At 32.6% G+C, this 17,591-nt stretch carries 12 protein-coding genes; 7 read left to right on the top strand and 5 right to left on the bottom strand.

Annotated elements, in window-relative coordinates; translation table 11 throughout:
- Nucleotides 1–235 precede the first annotated feature (235 nt).
- The 3 genes from Q4Q34_RS08950 to Q4Q34_RS08940 form a co-directional block, all read right to left on the bottom strand.
- Nucleotides 236–1,453, bottom strand: a complete 1,218-nt coding sequence (locus Q4Q34_RS08950) for an ammonium transporter (protein WP_303316920.1) — start codon at nucleotides 1,451–1,453, stop codon at nucleotides 236–238.
- A 25-nt stretch (nucleotides 1,454–1,478) separates the two neighbouring features.
- Nucleotides 1,479–1,817 (bottom strand): P-II family nitrogen regulator, encoded by a 339-nt coding sequence (locus Q4Q34_RS08945; protein WP_135877857.1) that lies wholly within the window; start codon nucleotides 1,815–1,817, stop codon nucleotides 1,479–1,481.
- Between the two features lie 87 nt (nucleotides 1,818–1,904).
- Entirely contained in the window at nucleotides 1,905–2,918 is a 1,014-nt protein-coding gene (locus Q4Q34_RS08940; RefSeq protein ID WP_303316919.1) for an outer membrane beta-barrel protein, read from the bottom strand.
- A 465-nt stretch (nucleotides 2,919–3,383) separates the two neighbouring features.
- Between Q4Q34_RS08940 and gltB the strand changes: the two genes are divergently transcribed.
- From gltB to Q4Q34_RS08910, 6 genes are all read left to right on the top strand, one after another.
- Nucleotides 3,384–7,898 (top strand): glutamate synthase large subunit, encoded by a 4,515-nt coding sequence (gene gltB / locus Q4Q34_RS08935; protein WP_303316918.1) that lies wholly within the window; start codon nucleotides 3,384–3,386, stop codon nucleotides 7,896–7,898.
- A 4-nt stretch (nucleotides 7,899–7,902) separates the two neighbouring features.
- Nucleotides 7,903–9,366 carry a glutamate synthase subunit beta gene (locus Q4Q34_RS08930; protein WP_303316917.1) on the top strand — a complete coding sequence of 488 codons (1,464 nt, stop codon included), beginning with the start codon at nucleotides 7,903–7,905 and terminating at the stop codon, nucleotides 9,364–9,366.
- Nucleotides 9,367–10,083: 717 nt separating this feature from the next.
- On the top strand, nucleotides 10,084–11,385 hold the full coding sequence (locus tag Q4Q34_RS08925) for a hypothetical protein (RefSeq protein ID WP_303316916.1): 1,302 nt from the start codon (nucleotides 10,084–10,086) through the stop codon (nucleotides 11,383–11,385).
- Between the two features lie 30 nt (nucleotides 11,386–11,415).
- Nucleotides 11,416–11,937: a hypothetical protein gene (locus Q4Q34_RS08920; RefSeq protein ID WP_303316915.1), complete on the top strand. Its 522-nt coding sequence runs from the start codon at nucleotides 11,416–11,418 to the stop codon at nucleotides 11,935–11,937.
- A gap of 16 nt (nucleotides 11,938–11,953) precedes the next feature.
- Nucleotides 11,954–12,910 carry a DUF6175 family protein gene (locus Q4Q34_RS08915; protein WP_303316914.1) on the top strand — a complete coding sequence of 319 codons (957 nt, stop codon included), beginning with the start codon at nucleotides 11,954–11,956 and terminating at the stop codon, nucleotides 12,908–12,910.
- Between the two features lie 15 nt (nucleotides 12,911–12,925).
- Nucleotides 12,926–13,861: a hypothetical protein gene (locus tag Q4Q34_RS08910; protein WP_303316913.1), complete on the top strand. Its 936-nt coding sequence runs from the start codon at nucleotides 12,926–12,928 to the stop codon at nucleotides 13,859–13,861.
- An 86-nt stretch (nucleotides 13,862–13,947) separates the two neighbouring features.
- Here the strand turns inward: Q4Q34_RS08910 and Q4Q34_RS08905 are convergent, their stop codons facing one another.
- Nucleotides 13,948–14,433: a LytR/AlgR family response regulator transcription factor gene (locus Q4Q34_RS08905; RefSeq protein WP_303316912.1), complete on the bottom strand. Its 486-nt coding sequence runs from the start codon at nucleotides 14,431–14,433 to the stop codon at nucleotides 13,948–13,950.
- A gap of 281 nt (nucleotides 14,434–14,714) precedes the next feature.
- Nucleotides 14,715–16,982 (bottom strand): tetratricopeptide repeat protein, encoded by a 2,268-nt coding sequence (locus tag Q4Q34_RS08900; RefSeq protein WP_303316911.1) that lies wholly within the window; start codon nucleotides 16,980–16,982, stop codon nucleotides 14,715–14,717.
- 329 nt (nucleotides 16,983–17,311) lie between these two features.
- Between Q4Q34_RS08900 and Q4Q34_RS08895 the strand changes: the two genes are divergently transcribed.
- Nucleotides 17,312–17,551 carry a hypothetical protein gene (locus tag Q4Q34_RS08895; protein ID WP_303316910.1) on the top strand — a complete coding sequence of 80 codons (240 nt, stop codon included), beginning with the start codon at nucleotides 17,312–17,314 and terminating at the stop codon, nucleotides 17,549–17,551.
- Nucleotides 17,552–17,591: the final 40 nt, after the last annotated feature.

The raw sequence follows: 17,591 nt of genomic DNA, 5'->3' as shown, positions 1-17,591 counted from the left end.
AGGATCTGTTTGTAATGTATGATTATAACTAGCAGCGAATTCGTTTGGTTTCATTTTATGTCTTTATTATTTCACGAATCTAAGTTCTGCTTTTGTGATCAAAATGATAAACACATATGTGTGTTATTTGATTTTGGTAAATAACCAAACTAAAATCATATAAAAACTATTATAATACAAAAGGCGTCTTAACATAAATTAAGACGCCCTTCACTTTAAACTAAACTAAATATATTTAATGTTCATTCATTCTAAAGTCTGAGTAAGCACTCATACCATGTTCATGACCATCTAATCCTTCTAATTCTTCTTTTTCAGAAACTCTAATTCCAACTGTTTTCTTAAGTGTAAATATGATAAGAAATGATGTTACTAAACAAAATACCGCATAACAAGCTACACCTATTAGCTGAGCAAGAAAAGTATGCTCTGGATTGGTTGAAAATATACCAACAGCAAGTGTACCCCAAATACCACAGATTAAGTGTACCGCTATAGCTCCAACAGGATCATCTAATTTAATAGCATCTATAAAGCTAACTGCAAATACAATAATGGCACCAGCAATAGCACCTATTATAATAGCACTTTCTGGAGTCATAACATCTGCTCCTGCAGTAATACCTACTAAACCACCTAAAATACCATTTAAGAACATTGTTAAATCTAAATTCTTATATCTTAAGAATGATACTAACGCAGCAACTACTCCTCCTGCTGCCGCAGCTAAACATGTAGTCACTAAAGTTAAAGACGTTAATTCCGGATCTGCAGAAAGCACAGAACCTCCATTAAATCCAAACCATCCTAACCAAAGCACTAAAACACCTGCAGTTGCTAAAGGAATGTTATGTCCAGGAATCGCCTGTGGCTTACCATCTTTAAATTTACCAATTCTAGATCCTAGTAACCAAACTGCTACTAAAGCAGCCCAACCTCCTACAGAGTGTACTAGTGTAGAACCAGCGAAATCATAAAATCCTAATTCATCTAAGAATCCACCACCCCATTTCCATGATCCAGCAATTGGGTAAACCAATCCTACATAAATAACAGTAAAGATCATAAATGGTCCAATTTTCATACGTTCGGCAACAGCTCCAGAAACGATAGTTGCAGCAGTTGCAGCAAACATCCCTTGGAATAAAAAGTCTGTCCACCATGTATACCCTCCATCTGCATATTCTGGAGTCATACCATTTTCTGGTGGTGAAATACCAGGAACTATAGATCCTATATATCCGTTAAATTCACCTGGGTACATTAAATTAAACCCTATTATATAGTATAATAAAAGTCCAACTGTAATAATAAAAATGTTTTTAAATAAAATATTGATTGTATTTTTTTGTCTGGTCAATCCTATTTCTAAAAATGCAAAACCCGTATGCATAAAGAAAACCAGTGCTGTACAGACCATCATCCATACATTATTTGCTGTAAATAATTCCATAATATAATTTTTTAAATGATGATTGTTATTTTAAAGTGTCTCCACCTTTTTCCCCTGTTCGTATTCTGTAACATTCATTAATATCTGATACAAATATTTTTCCATCTCCTACTTCACCTGTTCCAGCCGAATTAAGAATTGCTTGGATTGTTACTTCTTCAAAATCATCATTTACAACGATTGATAAATGTCTACGTTGAATATCACTTGTACTATATGACACACCTCTATATACATGTCCTTCTTTTTCATTTCCTAAACCAGTAACATCCCAGTAAGAGAAAAAGTTTACTCCAACATCGTGCAATGCCTCTTTAACAACACGATATTTAGATTTTCTAATAATTGCTTCAATTTTTTTCATATTATATATGGTTTAATTGATTAGTTAATTGATTAAATGTGAGTATTCCCAAGTGCTTTTCTCAGGAATACTCATTATTATATTTTTTTAGAAAGAATATATAGCAGCCAATGTGAAAGCAGCTAAGCTTTTTGTTGCTTCTAAATCTGAATCAAAATAAACCTCCTCAGAATTACTATCTAAACGTAATTCAGGTTTTATGATTAAGTTTTCTATAGTATAACTTCCTGTTAAAGTAACTGCTAATACACTATCGTCTTCGCTACCTGCGAATAAACCGTTATCTCCCAGTTCACTGAAATATTCACCTCTTAAACCAATTGAAAAGCTATCACACGTTGCAAGCTGTGGGTATAAAGCAGCTCCATAAAATCCATTCCCATCATTATCTGCATAAGCACCATTGATCCCTAAGAAGAAACTATCAGATAAATCAAATCCTCCTGTGTAATCAATTTCAAATCCAAGAACTACACCCGAATCATAATAGAAGTTTAAAAACTGACCTGCATATCCTAATTGAGCACCTAAAGCATAATCACCTGTTGTATTACTATTAACATCTGTAGCATTCATAACTGCTAACATTAAGCTAAAATCATCTGATAAAGAAAAATCAGCCTTTAAACCAACATGAGAAAATGGTCCGTTAGAAAATAAATAAGATGTACTATAGTTAAAGTTTGCTGCTGGAGAAATAACTTCGTATCCTAAATACGTATTAAATCTACCCAAAGTTAATGTAGTCCCTTCAGACACATTCCAGTATGCATACAATTGATTTAAGTTAAATCCACCTGTAGCTGAATCTGCTCTCGGTCCGAAAGCTACATCTGCAACCACTCCTGTTTTTTCACCTTCATAACTAGCTATAATATTTGCCATACCTAAAGCAAATCCAGTCTCATCGGCAAAAGAAGTTCCAAAAGACTGAAATTCATCACCTGATCCAAATATAGCTTGATCTGAAGATGTTAAGTTCGTTTTGTAATAAGTATCAACTGTACCGCTTATTGATACTTTCTTTTTAGGAGCTTCTTCTTCTTGTGCAAATAAAACTGTTGCCATAAAAAGCATCGAAAGAGTAATTAATTTTTTCATAATTGTTTTCATTTTAGTTATTGATTCTTTAGTGTTTATTTTCTAATTCGAGAGGCTAAACTATGTAAAAAACATTTATACCCCATAAAAAATAGGGGTATATGGTTTAATTTTATCAATATTTCATTTTTTACCCTATTTTTTTATAGGTATTTTGTTTATAATGTGATTTTTTAGATTTTTATCAACTCATTTATTTAAGTGATTGTCAGTATTTTCCAAATTTTTATGATATTATTTACATTAATTTGATTATTTGTTAGTATTAATTCACATATCTGTATTTATTCATAAAAAATCATAGATTGAATATTTATTAAAAAACACCTTTAATATTGATATATAATTATTTTTATCTCAACTTCGTTTATATAATCGGAATAATGAAATAGCCCCTATTGTAATTCGAATCTTAGTACATATCTTAGCTCTTCAACTCGATTTTTAAACCAAAGTTTGTTGATTATGCTGAAGAAACAAGGACTGTATTTACCCGAATTTGAACACGAAAATTGTGGCGCAGGTTTTATTTGTAATCTTAATGGAGAGAAAACAAATCAAATTATTCATGACGCCTTAGAAATTCTCGTAAAGCTAGAGCACCGTGGTGGTGTAAGCGCAGATGGAAAAACCGGTGATGGAGCTGGTTTATTAATTGATATCCCTCATGATTATTTTAAAAGAGTTTGCGATTTTAATATCCCTGCTCAAAGAGAGTATGCCGTAGGTATGGTGTTTTTACCAAAAATATCAAACCAATATCAATTTTGCAAAGACACATTTGAAAATGAAATAAAGGCTCAGGGACTTTCCATATTAGGGTGGAGAGATGTCCCTGTTGATTCCTCACAATTAGGACAAATAGCCTTAGCTTCAGAGCCTAATATTGAACAGCTTTTTGTAGGCAAAACTGAAACTATTAGCGAGGCTGATTTTAAAGCCAAATTATACGCTGCACGTAAGATTACAGAGCATACGATTAGAAGGTCAAAAATTTCTGAAAGTAGCTATTTTTATTTGCCAAGTTTATCAACCACGACCTTAATATATAAAGGTATTATAATGCCCGAAGATATTGGTCCTTATTATACCGATTTACAACAACAGGATTTAGTAACACGTTTAGCATTAGTACATCAGCGTTTTTCTACCAATACGATGCCTACATGGGAATTGGCACAACCATTCCGTTTTATGTGTCAGAATGGTGAAATTAATACACTTCGTGGTAATGTTAGTAGAATGCGTGTTCGTGAAGAAATCATGAAAAGTGATGTTTTCGGACCTCAAATAGATAAATTATTCCCTATCATATTACCAGGTAAGTCAGATTCTGCTTCTATGGATATGGTGGTTGAATTATTAACACATACAGGAAGATCATTACCAGAAATTATGATGATGATGATTCCTGAAGCATGGGAAAAACACAAAACCATGTCTGAAGAAAGGAAAGCATTTTATGAGTATAATGCTTGCTTAATGGAACCATGGGATGGCCCAGCTTCTGTACCTTTTACAGATGGTGATTACATAGGCGCATTGTTAGACAGAAATGGACTAAGACCTTCTAGATACACCGTTACCAAAAGTGGTAAGTTAATTATGTCATCAGAAATTGGTGTTGTAGAAATTGATGCTGAAGATGTAGAAAGACATGGTCGATTAGAGCCTGGAAAAATGTTCTTGGTAGACATGAACAAAGGACGTATTATTGAAGATGAAGAAATTAAGAGTAAAATTGTTTTAGAAAGACCTTATAAAGAATGGTTAGATAAAACGAGATTACATTTAAAAGACGTTCCTTATACAAACGAAACATGTCCTATTGAAACTATAGACATTAAAACACGTCAACGTTTATTCAATTATACATTTGAAGACATTCAGGAAGTTATAACCCCTATGGCTATTGTAGGCAAAGAAGCTTTAGGCTCTATGGGTATTGACACGCCTTTAGCTGTTTTATCAGATAGGCCTCAGTTAATTTCAAACTATTTCAAGCAATTATTCGCTCAGGTTACCAATCCGCCATTGGATGGTATTCGTGAAGAGATTGTAACCGATATTAGTTTAAATCTTGGTAAGGACAGAAATATTTTCAGTATTACAGAAAGACAGTGTAGAAAACTTAGAATTCAAAACCCTGTTATTTCTAATGCCGATTTAGAAAAAATAAGAAGTATTTCAATCGAAAGCTTTAAAGCTGAAACCATTGAAATCTTATATCCAAAAGCACAAGGTCTTAATGGTCTTGAAGATGCTTTAGAAGATATTATCAAGCAAGTTGAAAAAGCACTAGAAAGAAAAACAAATATTATAATTCTTTCAGATAGAGGTGTCAATCAAGAATTCGCTCCTATTCCTGCTTTATTAGCATGTTCTTATGTGAACCACCAAATGAACCGTTTACGTAAGCGTTCTTATTTCGATATCATTATTGAATCTGCGGAACCTCGTGAACCTCATCATTTTGCTACTCTATTTGGTTATGGTGCTAGTGCCATTAACCCATATATGGTGAACGAAATCATCAGAATGCAAGTAAAAGAAGGCTTCATTGTTGATATGGACGAGCAAAAAGCAGTTGATAATTTCAATAAAGCAATCGGTAAAGGGATTTTAAAAATTATGAATAAAATTGGAATCTCTACATTACATTCCTATAGAGGTTCACAAATTTTCGAAATTGTTGGTTTCAACTCGCAATTTGTTGAAAAATATTTTCCTTATACGGCTTCTAGAATTGAAGGTATTGGTTTATATGAAATTGAAAAAGAAATTAACGAACGTTACAAGCAAGCATATCCTGACAACACTATTGATAAACGCTTAGGTTTAAATATTGGTGGCGATTACAGATGGAGACGTAATGGTGAAAGACACTTATTTAATCCTACCACTGTTGCTAAATTACAGCAAGCTGTTAGGTTAAGTGACCAAGCGAGTTACGACGTTTACTCTAAAGCAATCAATGAGCAATCGGAAAACTTAATGACCATTCGTGGGTTATTTGAGTTTGATAATTTAGACCCTATTCCATTGGAAGAGGTAGAACCTTGGACAGACATTGTTAAGCGCTTTAAAACAGGAGCGATGTCTTACGGATCTATTTCTAGAGAAGCTCATGAAAACTTAGCCATAGCCATGAACAGAATTGGTGGTAAATCAAATTCTGGTGAAGGTGGGGAAGATAGAAAACGTTTTCAAAAAGATATAAATGGCGATAGCCGTAACTCAGCAATAAAACAAGTAGCATCAGGTCGTTTTGGAGTGACTTCACATTATTTAACTAATGCGAAAGAAATTCAGATTAAAATGGCTCAAGGTGCAAAACCTGGAGAAGGCGGACAATTGCCTGGAGAGAAAGTATTACCATGGATTGCTGCAGCTAGAAACTCAACACCTTTTGTTGGTTTAATTTCACCACCTCCGCATCACGATATTTATTCTATTGAAGATTTAGCACAATTAATTTTCGATTTAAAGAATGCCAATCGAGATGCACGAGTTAATGTTAAATTAGTATCAGAAGTAGGCGTAGGAACCATTGCTGCTGGAGTCTCAAAAGCTAAAGCCGATGTCGTTTTAATTTCAGGTTATGATGGTGGTACTGGAGCATCTCCTTTAACCTCATTAAAACATGCTGGGTTGCCTTGGGAACTTGGTTTGGCAGAAGCACAACAAACACTAGTATTAAATAAATTAAGAAGTAGAATTGTTGTAGAATGTGATGGACAATTAAAAACAGGTCGCGATGTAGCAGTAGCCGCGTTATTAGGTGCCGAAGAATTTGGATTTGCTACAGCTCCATTAGTTGCTTCTGGTTGTATTATGATGCGTAAATGTCATTTAAATACGTGTCCAGTAGGTATCGCAACTCAAGATAAAGAGCTACGTAAAAACTTTAAAGGGACTCCAGAACATGTTATTAACTTCTTCTACTACATCGCTGAAGAACTAAGAGGCATTATGGCACAGTTAGGTTTTAGAACCGTAGCAGAAATGGTTGGACAAACGCATAAGATAAATGCAAACAAAGCCATTAAGCACTACAAAGCTAAAGGCTTAGATTTATCTAGCATTTTACACAGACCTTCTGTTTACAGTCAGCTTACCATAAGAAACACAGAAATACAAGATCATAACTTAGATAGTGTTTTAGACTTTACTATATTAAAAGACTCTCATAGAGCTTTATATAGAAAAGAGAAAATGAACTTAGCATATCCAATAAAGAATATTAATAGAACTGTTGGAGCTATTGTAAGTAATGAGATCTCAAAAATTTATGGTCATTTAGGGCTCCCTGAAGACACATTAAACATAAATTTCACAGGTTCTGCTGGTCAAAGTTTTGGTGCATTTGGAGCCCACGGATTAACATTCACCGTAGAAGGAAACACAAATGACTATTTAGGGAAAGGATTATCTGGAGGTAAATTAATCATCAAGAAACCAGCAAAAGCAGATTTTATAGCAGAAAACAATATTATTGTTGGTAATGTTTGTTTATTCGGTGCAGTTCAAGGAGAAGCTTACATCAACGGAATTGCTGGTGAACGTTTCGCAGTACGGAATTCTGGAGCAACTGCGGTTGTAGAAGGTGTTGGAGATCACTGTTGTGAATACATGACTGGTGGAAAAGTAGTCGTTTTGGGTAATACGGGACGAAACTTTGCTGCTGGTATGAGCGGTGGTATTGCTTATGTTTATGATCCGAAAAATAAATTTGTAAACGGTTTATGTAATACAGAAACTATTGAATTTGAAGATATTTCTGCGGAAGATGCTGCAGATTTAAAAGCATCTGTAGAAAAGCATGTACTTTATACAAACAGTAATAAAGGTAAAGATTTATTGGCAGACTGGGATACCAGCTTAGGTAACTTTGTAAAGGTAATGCCAATTGAATACAAGCGTGCCTTAAAACGTTTAGAGACTGAAGAACAAATGGTAGAAGAACTAACAACAGCATAGTGTCATGGGAAAAGTAACAGGATTTAAAGAATTTGAAAGACAAGATGAAGCATACACGTCTGTAAAAGACCGTGTAAAACATTATAAAGAATTTACAGTTCCTTTAAGCGAACCAGAAATAACAAAACAAGGATCACGTTGTATGGATTGTGGTATCCCGTTTTGTCACAGTGGTTGTCCATTAGGAAACTTAATACCAGATTTTAACCATATGGTGCACCAAGGCGAATGGCAAAAAGCTTCTTGGTTGTTACATTCAACAAATAATTTCCCTGAGTTTACAGGGCGTTTATGTCCAGCACCTTGTGAAAAGTCATGTGTATTAGGTATTATTGAAGATCCAGTATCTATCGAAAATATTGAAAAGAATATTGTAGAACGTGCTTTTAAAGAAGGTTGGATTAAACCACAGCCACCAAAAACACGCACAGGAAAAACCATTGCTGTTGTAGGTTCAGGACCTGCTGGTTTAGCAGCTGCTCAACAATTAAACAGAGCTGGACACACAGTAACTGTTTTTGAAAGAGATGATGAAATTGGAGGCTTATTACGCTATGGTATTCCTAATTTTAAAATGGAAAAGGAAGTTATAGACCGTCGTTTAGCTATTTTAGTAGCTGAAGGCATCACGTTTAAAACGAATGTAAATGTTGGTGTTAATTATGATGTTAAAGAATTAAAAGCTTTTGACTCGGTTGTTCTTTGTGGAGGTGCCACTGAAAGACGAAGCTTACCTACTCCAGGTATTGATGCTGATGGTGTGGTACAAGCTATGGATTTCTTAACACAACAGACTAAAGTATTATTTGGGAAAGACGTTAAAGATCAAGTATTAGCAACCGATAAAAATGTTATTGTTATTGGTGGTGGTGATACAGGATCAGATTGTGTAGGAACATCAAATCGTCACGGCGCAAAATCGGTAGTGAATTTTGAAATTATGCCAAAACCTCCTGGACATCGTTCACCAACTACGCCTTGGCCTTTTTGGCCATTGCAATTAAAGACTTCTTCTTCTCATCAAGAAGGTGTTGAAAGAAACTGGCTGATCAATACTAAGGAATTTATAAAAGATAAAAGCGGTAAATTAACAGCTTTAAAAACGGTTAATGTTGAATGGAAAATGGTTCCTGGAGAACGTCCTCAACTTATAGAGATTGAAGGCACTGAAAAAACATGGCCTTGTGATTTAGCATTATTAGCTTTAGGATTTACTGGCCCAGAAAGTACTTTAGCTGATAAATTAGGTATCGAAAAAGATGCACGCTCTAATTATAAAGCTGAATACGGAAAATACCAGACAAACATTCCTAATATTTTTACTGCGGGCGATATGCGCCGCGGACAATCATTAATTGTTTGGGCTATTTCAGAAGGTAGAGAGGCTGCTCGTCAAGTAGACCTTTATCTAATGGGTAAATCAAACTTACCCTCTAAAGATATGTCTGGTGATTTGGTTGCCATGTAATATTTGAAAAAAAATTAGTTTAAAGAGGCTGTCTAAAAAGTGATTAATCTTGTCATTCAGAGCAACGCGAAGAATCTTATTTTACTCATACATTATTAGAGTTATTTATTTTAAAGAGATTCTTCATTCCATTCAGAATGACACTTTTCAGGCAGCCTCTTTTTTATACTTATACAATTCTTTAATCTTTCTATTTCATTTTATTCCTTCTTCCATAAATTAAGATTAATCTAACGTGAATCTTGTTTAAGAGTTCAAGATGTCACTTCGAGATTGGTGACAAAAAAATTTTATCAAACGTACAAAATGACATAGCGGGAGCGGGTGTCATTCAGAAGGAGGAACGACTGAAGAATCTCTAGAAATTTATCAAAAGATTCTTCGCTGCGCTCTGAATGAAACTGCTCTTAGTTAATCGATTAAGAAAAGATGTCAATGGTAGTGTCCCGAACTTGCTTCGGGATGTATCGAGAAGCTTTTTTTGTCGAAAATTTATTTGTTTTCGATACGATTTTTTGCAAAAATCACTCTGACTGACATAAATTTTCTTATCCAAGATTCAAGTTAATCTAATTAGTTGATAATAATTTAACAGTACTTCTCTCTCTTTTAATATAGGTTTTATATATTTACAATCCCCTGCTAAATCTTCATTTTCTAATTTTCTTGTTTTGTGGCATTTTTAATCGCTATTAACCAATAAAACCAACCACCTTAATGAAAGCAAAAAAAGTACTTGTATTTTTTTTAGTGTTTTTACCTTGTTGTATGATCTTTTCTCAGGAAAACACTATTGATATTAAATACAAAAGAAGCTCTCTTCACACATTAATGATAACAGATGATACCAGAGAGCATAGTGCGGTAATACAAGATATATTTACAAATGCACCTTTAATAGATAAATTTAACAATCATATTGTTAATCTTAGAATGATCCCTAAAACGGACTCTGCTTTCATCTACACACCACCGCCAGTCGAAATTCCTAAGAAAAAAGGGTTTATGTCAAAAATAACTAGCGAATTAAATATTGGAAGTAATAAAGAAGAAAAAGAATTTCAGCATTTAGCAGCTTTAAACTATTTAAACACCAACAATATTGCTAAAACCATGGTTGCAAAATGGTTTAACAGAAGTGAATCTGGAGGGTTTAATATGGATTTAATAGCTGAACGCGGATATTATAACGCTTCAGATTTAGATGTTAAAATAGCTAATAATAGTGAACGTGGTTCTGCGCTATTAGCAGACGCTGGAGAAGCTCTTATAAAAAGCACATTTGTAATTGTAAATGATTTTAAATACACAAATAAAGAAGAAGTAGCAAAAAAGGCTAAAAGTATTCTTGCTAGTGTTTCTAACGCAGCCTCCAGTTATGGTAATAGCGATGTGGCACTATTAGCAGATGCTACAGCTCAAGGTGCAGAAACTTTCGGAAAAGGATATGTTATAAAAACAAGAGCGCATTTATATAAACTTATTTGGAATGAAGAAACTGCTTCAATTTTCTATAATGATTTCTGGAATGAAGATGGCAACATAGACATGGAAAAGAAAAAAGCTTTTGATGAAACAGACATCTTTAAATTAGAATATATAGGTACTGAAACTTCTTGGGCAGATATACAAAGTACTTCGCTTAGTAAAAAAACAAACGAAGAATTAATAAGCAATGCAACCATAAAGGCCATAGACCATGTTATTGCTAAACTGCAAAGAAAATATGAAGTTTTCAGAACAAAAACACCTCTTATAAGTTCAGAACCCTTGGCAGCTAAAATTGGTTTAAAAGAAGGTTTAGAAAAAGGGGATAAATATGAGGTTTTAGAGCAAATGCTAGATAAGAACGGGGTAACAGTGTTTAAACGATTGGGAGTTATAAAAGTAGAAAAAGACCTTATATGGGATAATAGACACAACGCCAATGAAGAAAACCCATCCGATCTGGAATACACAACGTTTAGTGGTGGTAAGAAAAAATATTACGCAGGCATGCTTATCAGACAAATAAATTAGTTCATCGAATTTTAAACAATCACAAATAATATGAAATTTAAAAACATTTTAATACTGGCTATATTGCTGGTTCTAGGAACGAATGTCAACGCCCAATGGAAAAAAAATAAAGCCAATGAGGACACTAAAATATGGCGATACGATTTAGAATGCGAAGGTATCGCAAAACAAGGCTCTAAACTTGTAAAAGTATGGTCGTATTCAAAAAACCCGAAACATGCTATTTCCAGAGGGATGAAAAATGCCGTTCATGGTATTATTTTTAAAGGTTATGCAGGTGGCGGCCAAGGTTGTACTCCTTTAAAACCATTAGTGAAGTCTGTAGATAAAGAGGAAAAATTTAAAGCATTTTTTGATGCTTTTTTTGCCGATGGGGGTGAATATTTAAAATATGTTTCTGCAGCAACAGACGGTAGCATTGCGCCAGGAGATCGTTTAAAAGTAAGTAGACGAGAATATAAAATAGGGGTTATAGTAAATATCCAGTTTGACCAACTTAGGAAACGTCTAGAAAGTGAAGGAATTTCTAAAGGTTTAGCATCTGGATTCTAATTAAAAAAAACAAATCATGAAAAAAATATTGCAATTAGGAGTTTCGATTACATTTTTATTAATAAGTGTTACTGTTTTTAGTCAAGCCAAAAAACCGACACTTATGGTTGTACCGAGTGATGTTTGGTGTGTTAAAAATGGTTACATAATGACTTTTAACGATCAAGGTACCATTGTTAAAATACCTGATTATAAAAAAGCGCTTCAGGAAAATTCAGAACTTCTACAAGTTATTAGCCATATTAATGGTATGATGGCAGAAAGAGGTTTCCCTCTTAAAAACATGGAATCTGCTATAAAAACTTTAAATTCTAATGCTGCCGAAGATAATCTACGTACATCTAAAAATTCTGGTGCTGGAATTAATGAGAGCCCTATTGATGCTTTCAAAAAAGTAGCTAAAGCAGATATCATTATACAACTGACTTGGACAGTTAATAAAACAGGGCCAAAAAAATCAGTAACATTTAATCTTCAAGGCTTGGACTCTTATACTGATAAACAAGTAGCAACAGCCGTTGGTACAGGTGCTCCTTCTTTTTCTGCTGAATTACCAGTTTTACTTTCTGAAGCTGTATTAGCTCACATGGATACTTTCACTGAGTCCCTTCAAACACATTTTGATGATATGTTTGAAAACGGAAGAGAAATTATTGTTCGTATTCAAACCTGGGATGACTGGGATGGTGATTTAGAAACTGAATACGACGATGGGGAACTAGGTGATATTATTGAAGATTGGCTAGCAGACAATACTGTAAAAGGTAGATTTAGCACCACAGATATCACTGAAAGTATGGCATTGTTTGAGCAAGTAAGAATACCTCTTTACAACGAAAAAAACAGAGCTATTGATGCTAGAAGATATACAAGGGAATTGAGTAAATTCTTAAAAAGTGAACCATATAATATTCCAAATAAATTAGTTATGAAGGGTTTAGGTAGAGCAACCATAATTTTAGGCGGTAAATAATATAAAAAAATAAAGATGAAAAAAATAATATACACCTTATTTCTTATTAGTTCGCTAACATTAGTAGCTCAGGACAACATCAATTACGATGGTATTTTTATGGGTTCTTATATTCCTGAACAAATGGAATATATTCCTTCGCCTGCAAAAAGAATGCTGGGAAACAAACTAACTCAAATCATCACAAATAAAGGCATTAGCGATAACAACTATAATTCACGGTTTATTATAACACCCAATATAACCGTATTAACTAAAAATGTGACACCTACTGCACCACCTAAAGTTGTTTTAAACCTAGAAGTTACACTTTATATAGGTGACGGTATTGAAGGTACGATGTTTACCAATGAAACCCTTGAAGTTAAAGGAGTTGGTACAAACGAAAACAAAGCATATATTGCTGCTATAAGACAAATAAAACCAAAGAGCCCCGTAGTACAAGCGTTTGTAAAAAAAGGGAAAAAACGAATTATTGAATATTACAACGATAATTGCAATCTAGTTATTAAAAAAGTTGATGCTTTAAATGGCCAAAATAAGTTTGACGATGCTTTAGCAATTTTAGCAGGGGTACCAGAAGTAAGTTCTTGTTTTAATAAAATAAAAGCAAAAATGCTTACTACATATAATAAAAGCATAGAATATGATTGTAAAACTAAGTTGGCTGAAGCACAAGGTATATGGGATGCTAATCAAGATATTAATGCCGCTAATGAGGCCGCAGCCTTATTGGCATCTGTAGAGCCTGGCGCACCATGTTTTAGCAAAGTTAAATCGTTATACTCTAAAATAGCTGCAAGAGTAAAAGACTTAAGCGATAGAAATTGGAACTACAAATTAAAGGTTTTAGATGTTGAAAAATCTAGAATTAAAGCTGCAAGAGATGTAGGTGTTGCTTATGGAAAGAACCAAAAGCAAACGACTTATAATGTAAGAGGCTGGTATTAAATTTTTTGTTATTAAAAGATATCTACTTAATTCTTATATAGATATTTAAATTAAAAAATGCGAACTGAAGAGTTCGCATTTTTTAATTAATCTACGTTTTTTAACTTTTTTAAAAAACCTGCTTTGTTACTTAAAGATACCTTAACATGACTTCCATTGCTTAATATAGCATAAGCTAGTTTTCCTTTTGTATATTTCTTAACATGCTCCAAGTTAACTAAGTAAGATTGATGCACTCTATAAAAGTCATTTTCTAAAAGCAAGTTTTCGTATGTTTTCAAAGTTTTAGAGCTTATTATTTTACCACTCTTAACAGTATGGACATAGGTATAATTAACATCGGCTTCACAGTATAAAATATCAGAAACATCCAATACATAAGTTCCTTCCGAGGTATCAATTGTTATTCTCTTATTAGGGCTTTCAATGTTTATATTATACATAAACACTCTGATTTTTTGATCTAGTTTTTTTATAAGAATATCATTTTCCATTCGCTTCATGACTTCCTCAAAGTCATCTATTCTTTTAAAAAAAACAAACCTTATCTCATTATTGATTTCTGGGTTCATAAGCTTTTATAACCTCTAATTTCTTTTCTTGATTATACCCTTTAAAGTATAAAACAACCCAATACAGGGATGCATTTGAAGGTTTAATTTGTGAAATCAAAAAATGTTTTTGTGAGAATGACCTTTTTGTTTGCAGCAACCTATGTCAAAAAAACATTTACGCCTTTTGGAATTTTTATCGAGGCTCCAAAAGTTTGTTCTTCTTTTATGGTTACCATTTTACTAATGGTTATTTTTAAAACATTCTATCAAACTAAACTTATATATAGTTCTTGTTTAAGTTAGAGCTTATAGTTTTTCAAGATCATATTTTTGTGGTTAATCAAGTACTTAAGTTTTTTTCTGTCTGAGTATTTTGAATCTATCTTATCATATGTTTGATCAAATAAATCAATATTTTGTATCACTAACTCCTTATTACCTTCCAAGAAATAACACCTTGCAAGGTGAATATATACATGACATAGACCTACATGAGTAGAAAAATTTTTTTCAATATTTAGAGATTTAATTAGGTTTTCTCGAGCCTGACTTATTTTGCCAACTTCTATTTGGACGACCCCTAGATTATAATAGGCTTGGGACTTGAATAATTCATCTTTTCCTTTAATTCGATACCTCAACGATTTTTCAAAATAGGGTAATGCTCTTTTAAATCTATTCTGAGTATAAAATAAATTTCCCATATTATTATAAACCATATTGTCCAAGTCTTGATCCTTTATTTTTTCTGCAATTTTAATTGACTTTTGTTGATAGGTAAATGCCAAATTTATACTATTTGGAATCTCTCTATATATAAGAGAAAGGTTATTATAAGTAATGCCTAAATCATAAGTGAATTTATAGTCATCTTCGTATATTAACTCTAGATCTTTAAGCTGATATTTTAATGCATTCTTATAATGACCTATGGCCAGTAGAGATAACGATAATCCATTATAAGAATGGCACAGCTCCTCCTTCGAGGCATCACTATTTATTCTAATGTTTAGTGCTTTTTTTTGAAGTGCAATAGAACGCTTGTTTTTTTCAAACCTTAAATGGACGTTAGAAAGGTTATCTAAAAACTCAGCATAATTTAAATTCAATAAGCCAGATACATTATTGTCTAAAGTACTTGCATAAATAAAGGCTTTGTAATCTAAATTCTGATATTTTAATCTATCATTTAGATTTAAAATTAAGCTTTCACAGCTTTCAAAAGTAACCTTTAACCTGAGTTTAATTATATCTTTTATAAGTTGATGTAACTTAAAAGAATCATTCTTCTTATCCCATTTTAACCAACCTTTTTTTACAATCTCATTAAGCTCTTTTGTAAATCTATTTTTCCTCTGTTTTTTAAGGGACAAATAGTTGATTAAATCATGTTTGTCTCTACTTAAATAAGGTATATGCAAAGAAGGCAAAGCTATAAATTGAATTAGAATCCATTTTTGATAACTAGTCAAAATAGAAGAGTCAAAAACTGACAATAAATATTTTTGTACATTTTGAAACCTTAGATTGTAGTTATGTTTAATCTTTATATTAGCCTTGTCTGAAATATTTAAGCCCTTTTTTTTTAATATTTTGAGAATTTCAGATAGTTTCAATCTTAAAGATTGAGATGTCTTAGAGATAATTTCAACTCCCAAAGTATGATTATCTATTAATTTTAAAATTTCCTTGACTTTGAAATCATTCTGTTCAATTTGATAATGTAAATAAAAAAGGTCTAATGCATAATCATCTGACAATGTATCAACTTCATAATTAACGAAATCATCCAACCTATCTCTAGAAGTAACAATGATCTTCCAATGAGGCTGTAATGCTACATAATTCAGAATATCTAATTGCTCAATCTCTTCATCTACATTATCTATAATTAGTAAATTAAAAGGTTTTTCTTTAATAGGTTTTAATAGCCTCATTCGATTTATGATGAGTTTAAAGCATTTATCAACATAATTTCTATCCCCTTTAAAATGTCTTACATCACTAGATAGCCCTAAGCTATCGATCAAACCTGTATCTTTAACAAAAGCATCTTTTATCGATTTATCTACTTCAATCCAAGCCTTATAATTATAGTTTTCTTTTTTTTCTTCGAGATAATATTTTGCCAATGTTGTCTTTCCCACACCTCCAATTCCATTAACTAAGACTATCTTATTTCTATTTTCTAAAATGTTTGTTAAATCTTTAATCTCTTCATCTCTACCTATTACATGTTTAGAATCAATAAATGGTAAAGAGACAAGTTCGTATGGAACTTCATCTGTTCTTTGATTTACAAAGCCTTTATTTCTCTCTTTCAAATATTTATATTCTTGAAAACCTGAAAGTTCTAATATTGAAATGCACAAAATATCTGCTTTATCATTCCTTGGAATACTTTCACCTGTTAAATACCTTTTTAGACTTTTTTTAGATATATCATTTTCCTCTATATACATCTCTAGAGACTCCAATTTATCATTAAGATCTTCTACTTTATGCTTGTCAAAGAGGAACTCTTCAATATCTTTTATTAACTTTTTCTTTAGTGTAACATCTAACATGGAAACAATATCATTCTTTTTTTTTAAAAAGACAAAAAACTTACTTCCTGTCCAAACTTTGTCCAAAAGAGTTTATGATAAGGGGTACTTTTGAAATGTAGGAATCTAGACAACTACAGATCGATCTAATTTAGAAGCTTCAAAAACTTAGAAGAAAAAGCAAGGCAGCGTGACTGTCTGGGAGGAAGTTACAAAACCTTGCTTTGACTTCTTTAATTCTCCCAGACCAGAAATAGTCTCCCAGTATTTCAAAAAAATGAATTCAAGCAAACCTTTCGAATAATCCTCGAACAGGAACTGGTTTGCCTAATTTTTAAATACTGAAAAAAATGAAAGCAGTTAAATTAATAATAGTTATATATATATTAGGCTTTTTAGCATCATGTAGTGTTGATAATATAATAATATCAGGACCTCAAAAATCAAATGTTTATGCAACTGGAGATCAAGGCGATATCACAGGAGATCCTAGTGATAAAAAGGGAAAGATAAAAATACGAGATTCCATTATCAATAAAATTAAAGCTACTGGAGATCAAGCCGATATTGTTGGTAATCCGGGTAATTAGAATATTACCCAACATCAAAAAGTAATAATACCCTGCATTA

The organism is Flavivirga abyssicola (genome assembly GCF_030540775.2).
GTDB lineage: Bacteria > Bacteroidota > Bacteroidia > Flavobacteriales > Flavobacteriaceae > Flavivirga > Flavivirga abyssicola.
The sequence above is the reverse complement of the archived record's forward strand: the minus strand, read 5'-3'. Positions and strand labels throughout refer to the sequence as shown.